At 59.7% G+C, this 5705-nt stretch carries 2 protein-coding genes and 1 pseudogene; 1 reads left to right on the forward strand and 2 read right to left on the reverse strand.

The genetic code is table 11. The features are described from left to right. Positions 1-567: pseudogene (locus PSD17_RS13295) on the forward strand (transposase); the annotation flags it as partial. A gap of 295 nt (positions 568-862) precedes the next feature. Here PSD17_RS13295 and PSD17_RS13300 read toward each other — a convergent pair. Then, positions 863-3790 (reverse strand): FAD-binding and (Fe-S)-binding domain-containing protein, encoded by a 2928-nt coding sequence (locus PSD17_RS13300; RefSeq protein ID WP_339122800.1) that lies wholly within the window; start codon positions 3788-3790, stop codon positions 863-865. Positions 3791-3993: 203 nt separating this feature from the next. Then, positions 3994-5283 (reverse strand): hydroxyacid-oxoacid transhydrogenase, encoded by a 1290-nt coding sequence (locus PSD17_RS13305; RefSeq protein ID WP_014203922.1) that lies wholly within the window; start codon positions 5281-5283, stop codon positions 3994-3996. Between the last annotated feature and the right edge of the window lie 422 nt (positions 5284-5705).

Below are 5705 nucleotides of genomic sequence, written 5' to 3' on the forward strand. Positions count from 1 at the left end.
ATCAACCCCTACCTGTCCTGACCACCTTCCTAGATCGACTTACACAGACTTCTTGACAGGCCCGAACCTCACGCCCTGGCCGACTGGGATGCGGGTCATCGTCCGCCGGGAGCGACCACACCCCGGCGCGCAGCTGCGGATCACCGACCCGGACGGGTTGCGCTACGACGCATTCGCCACCAACACCCGTCCCGGCGGCCCGCACCGCCAGCTCGCAGACCTCGAGCTGCGCCACCGCCGCCGCGCCCGGGTCGAGGACCGCATCCGGGCCGCGAAGGACACCGGGCTGACGAACCTGCCCTGCACGAGCTCGACCAGAACCGGATCTGGCAGGCCGTGGTCGCGCTGGCCTGTGAGATCACCGCCTGGACCCAGATGCTCGCGTTCGGCGAGCATCCCGCCCGCCGCTGGGAACCCAAACGGCTGCGACTGCGCCTGTTCTCGATCCCCGCCCAGATCGCCCGCCACGCCCGCCAGGTCGTGCTGCACCTCCCGACGCACTCGCCCTGGTCAAGGCTCATCCTCAACGGACTCGACCAGCTTCACGCACTCGCCGTCCCCGGCTGAACCCCGGCCCGCCAGCCCCGACGACCCAGGAACCCGACCGGCACGTGGACCCGGCGCCCCGAGCGACCTCGGCCGAACTGTCACACCCAACAGGCAGAATCAGCCCCGCCGCACCGGCCAGCACCGGTGTCGATCAAGGCCCGGCCTCACGACGAAAGATCCGGGCTAGGTGAAGTGCTCTCTTCGCAAAATCAATCGCAGACGATAGTACTCTCGGATGATCTCTGACATCGGACTCTCCATTCCAGAGTCTATGAGTTGCCGCCACCGAACACGATCTGCTCGAGCGCCTGCGTCACCAACTGACGGCCCCCTTCAGGCCGAGGGCGCGGGCAGCAAGCTGAGCCATATGGAGGGGCTCGCGGGTTCCAGCTTCACGTAGTTGGGTGCGACAGCTGAACCCATCAGCGAGAACCTCTGTATCAGCGTCGGCTTCGCGTACCGCCGGAAGCAGAACTCTCTCAGCGCATGCTATTGAGATGTCATAATGCCCCTTCTCGAACCCGAAATTACCGGCGAGGCCACAGCAGCCTGAGTCGAGAATTTCAGCCTTCACGCCGAGCGCGGCGAATACCGCTCCGTCATCTTCAGTTCCCAACTCGGCATGTTGATGGCAATGTACCTGGACAATAGCCTTTTGCCCTGGCAGAACGACGGCAGCACGAAGCTCGTCGATATGCTTAGCAAGAATTTCGGCGAATGTAAAAATGCTCCCTGCAATGGAGCGCGCAAGCGGCGCATTAGGCAAGAGCTCCGGCGCATCTACGCGTAGCGCAGCGGTACAGGACGGCTCCAGGCCTACCACGGGAACGCCATCAGCGATCCAGGGGCTGATCGTGTGAAGACTGCGCCGCAACACCTTTCGAGCGGTCTCAACTTGACCGGTCGACGTCCACGTGAGTCCGCAGCAGACGGCCGCTGGCGGGACCTCGACTGAGTATCCTAATGCGGACAATACTGCTACAGCGTCAGCGGCGATAGACGGGTCAAAGTGGTTGGTGAACGTATCCGGCCAGAGTAGCAGTCGACCGCGTGATTTACGATAATCCATCGCTGAGTTAGCAGTAGAAGTAGGTCTGCGACTGGATCGTCGCTGGCGTACGATCGTCGTGAATGGTTGGCGCGCTATACGGGGTACAGCGCGCTGCGGAGCAATTCCTCCAGCCCGTTTGGCCACTCCCGCAAGAGGAGTTTGGGCAGCCCTATTGAGCAAATCAACAATAGGCGCCGGGAGGTGGCCGACGAGTCTCATCCAGCGAGGCAATGCGCCCATTGAATAATGGGATGCCGGACGAAGCTTCCCCTTATAGCGTTGAGCGAGAAACTCAGTCTTGTAGGAGGCCATATCGACGCCAACTGGGCAGTCGCGCTTGCACCCCTTACACGACAAACATAAGTCCAGGGCCTCCGCAACCTCCGGTGACTGCCAACCGTCGGAGATCAATTCACCGTTAGCCATCTCAAAAAGTAGGCGCGCACGACCCCGGGTCGAGTGCATTTCTTCACCTGTGGCTCGATAGCTCGGGCACATCACGCCCCCAGAAGCGGTGATGCACTTTCCGACGCCCAGGCACCGGCGAGTGGCTCGTGCAAAACTGCCGCGATCATGTGTGAAAGCAAGTTCGGGAGCATTTTTTAGGGTTGGCATTCCAACGAACACGCGGAGGTCGTCATCCATCTTGGCGGGTCGCACGACTCGCCGCGGGTTCATCTGGTTGTCCGGGTCCCAGATGTCCTTGAACTCCTCAAATGCAGCGATGATCTGCGGAGGGTACATCCGGGGAAGGAGCTCCGCGCGGGCTTGCCCGTCGCCGTGTTCTCCTGAGAGAGAACCACCGTGAGCGACGACGAGATCGGCCGCATCAACCATGAAAGCTCGGAAATCCGCGATGCCAGATGTCGTAAGCAGATCGAAGTCAACTCGTACGTGCAAGCAGCCGTCGCCGAAGTGACCGTAGTATGCACCGCGACGGTTGTGGCGCGATAGGAGAGCATCGAACTCCCGCAGGTAGGCGCCAAAGTTCTCCGGTGGTACAGCGGCATCCTCCCAGCCAGGCCATGCCTCACCGCCGTCCGGGCCTCGAGTGACAATCCCCGCGCCGTCCTCCCGGATCCGCCATAGCGCCTTCATCACGACTGGATCGCCGACGACAACGCTTGTCGCGCCATAGGACTTCATTGCCGCCGCAATCGCGCGAGCGGCGGTCTCGGCCTCTCGTCGGGTGGTGCCCCCGGTCTCGACGTATAGCCAGCCACCTCCGTCGGGCAGGAGCTTGCTCGCGGTCTCAAGCGGGTTGTATACGCGCAACGCAGCAATCAAGCCGGCGTCCATGCCCTCGATCGCCAACGGACGATGCTCGCGTACAGCCATTACATGGTCGGCAGCGGTGTAGGCGTCGGGGAACCCCAGCACCGCGAGTGCACGATGAGGCGGCGACTCCACGAGTCGGACGGTGGCCTCCAGGACTGTCGCGCATGTGCCTTCAGTACCGACCAGGGCCTTGGCGAGATTGAACTGATTCTCAGGCAACAGCTGATCAAGATTATAGCCGGATACTCGTCTCGTCAGGTTCGGAAAACTGGACCTGACATCGTCGGCGAACTTGTCACGTAAATCTCGGAGCGCACCGGGGATGCCGATCGCGTCGACTCCCGGCTCACCTTGTCCGAGACTGAGTCTTTCACCGCGGTACGTGAGCACGTCCAGCGCAAAGACGTTGTCGACCGTCTTCCCCCAGGCCATCGAGTGTGAACCGCAGGCGTTCGTGCCGATCATGCCGCCGAGGGTGCAGCGATTGTGCGTTGACGGATCGGGGCCGAAAGTCAGTCCATGAGCGCGTACCGCGTCTCTGAGCGTATCGAGGACGAGTCCTGGCTGAACACGGGCGGATCGCTCTGATGGATCGATCTCGACGATGCGGTTCATGTGCTTGGTGAAGTCAAGTACAACCGCGGTGTTCACAGCCTGTCCGCCGATGGAGGTACGAGCTCCAACCGGCAAAACCGCTACACCATACTCACGACACACGGCCATTGCCGCTTCAGCATCCTCGGCATCACGAGGTTCGACTACACCTATCGGTACATGCCGATAATTAGAAGCATCCGCCGAATACATCGCCTGAGATGCAGAGTCAAAACGAACTGCGCCGCGAACTGCTTTCGTGAGCTCAGCCTTCAATGCGGTGGCTGCAGCGACAGTAGGTATAATGTCATCACTCATACGGCTGGCGCACGGTCACTCGAAGTGAGCCACGAGCCTTTCACCACCCGAGCAGTCAGGCCACGAGGACATGTGGAAGTTGACAAGGGAACCAAGAAAACAGACGGTCTGCTGAAGTGTGCCCCTGTAAGCATTTACCGACACCTCCGGGCAATCTTCGAAGAGCCTCAACCGGCCAGCTACCTATCCACAGAGGTGAACCATTACCAGTTAGAGATTGACTTCGTCAGGATCGAGGCGATGTCATCCTCTGTAGGAGTCCTTGCGCATGTCGACAGCAAACGCTGCTGCTTCATCGTTCCAGGAACGAGATCTGCGACATCAGACTCGGAGTACCCCACACCGCCAAGGCCGTTAGGGATGTCGATATCACGCATCAGCTGAATCAGTACTGACGGCAGCCGCTCGGCCGGCGCACCGACGCTAGCTGCTTCGGGGTTAATCAGCTCAGCGGCGCGAAGATGACGCTCGGGGGCGCTGTCGAACGAAAAGCGGAATGCTTCCGGAGCCGTCAAAGAAACGGCCTGCCCATGAGGCACCATTGCTTCTTCCTGCGGATATCCAGCCGGGCGGTAGTCCTTCACCATCCCAGCAATTGGATATGCATTAGCATGCGGGATGTGAACGCCTGCGTTCCCGAAGCCCATGCCTGCGAATGTCGCGGCGAGCATCATGTTGGATCGCGCTTCAATATTGTCGTGTCCATCGAGTACTGATAGGCGAAGTGACTGCGAAATCAGCGCCATCGACTTCTCGCACCACAGATCCGACACAGGATTGGAACCGCAGTATGTGACACGAGCTTCAGGGGTTTTACGATCAAACTGCGTATAGTATTTCGCCGTATAGGATTCGAGAGCATGACATACGATGTCCATGCCGGATGCCGCGGTGACCTCCGGCGCCAGCGTCAGCGTCAGAAGTGGATCGACAACCGCCAAGGTGGGACGCAGACGCCAGTGGCTGATCCCGGTCTTGACTCTCATCGAGAGGATGTCCATGACACACATAGCAGTAGACTCTGAACCAGTACCCGCAGTTGTTGGAACCGCGATGAGAGGCTTGAGAGGTCCAGGCGGAACCTTGGCCTTACCGATAGGCTTATTGATGTAATCCATCAACTCACCAGGGTAGCTCGTCAATAGATTGATCGCCTTGGCGGTATCAATTGCGGATCCGCCGCCGACGACAATAAATCCGTCCCACGGCCCTTCTTGACGAGCGTAGTCAACGGCTGATGAAATAGACTGATCGGTCGGCTCGATGTGCACATCAGCAAAGATGTCCGACTCAATATTATACCTCTTCAGTCCGTCGGAGATGCGCTGTGGAACTCCGATGGATGCAACTCCCCGATCTGTCACAATGAGGACCCGAGTCATCCCGAAGCCAGAGGCCTCGAATCCGATCTCGTCAGTGGCGCCGGCCCCAAACTTCAAGGGTGGTGCACCCCACGTGAAGATCGTCTCTTCGACCGAGCCTGTGTCGACCATTTCTCTCCTACCGCTCTAACGATGTTCGAATGCAACAGGTACTGCCTAGGGAAGCTGCTTGATTCGCACTCAGCGCAACATCTGTGTCTCTTCCCGCGTTGCCGACGAAGCTCGAAAAATGAACTCGCGGCGGTTGCGAATATACTATTCAGGTCGATCATCTCAAAGCTCGGTCGCTCAAGACGGGGTGCCGAATTGTCCCTAAGGGTCCGGCCCCCTCATGCAACAACGGCGAACGAGCCCTCTCGCCCTGAACAGAAATTCGGGGACCAGGGAAGAAGAACGCACAAGTACTGCTTAGCTACCGAGGGAAGCCATAGAGTGGCATGTTGCATGCCACTCCGTCAACCGTCGACGCCTGAGCCCTGATCCACCGGTGTGGGTCGGTGGGTGAGCGTGGCGTAGAACGAGAATGCCCTCCT

Source organism: Pseudonocardia sp. D17, assembly GCF_036984265.1.
Lineage (GTDB): Bacteria > Actinomycetota > Actinomycetes > Mycobacteriales > Pseudonocardiaceae > Pseudonocardia > Pseudonocardia benzenivorans.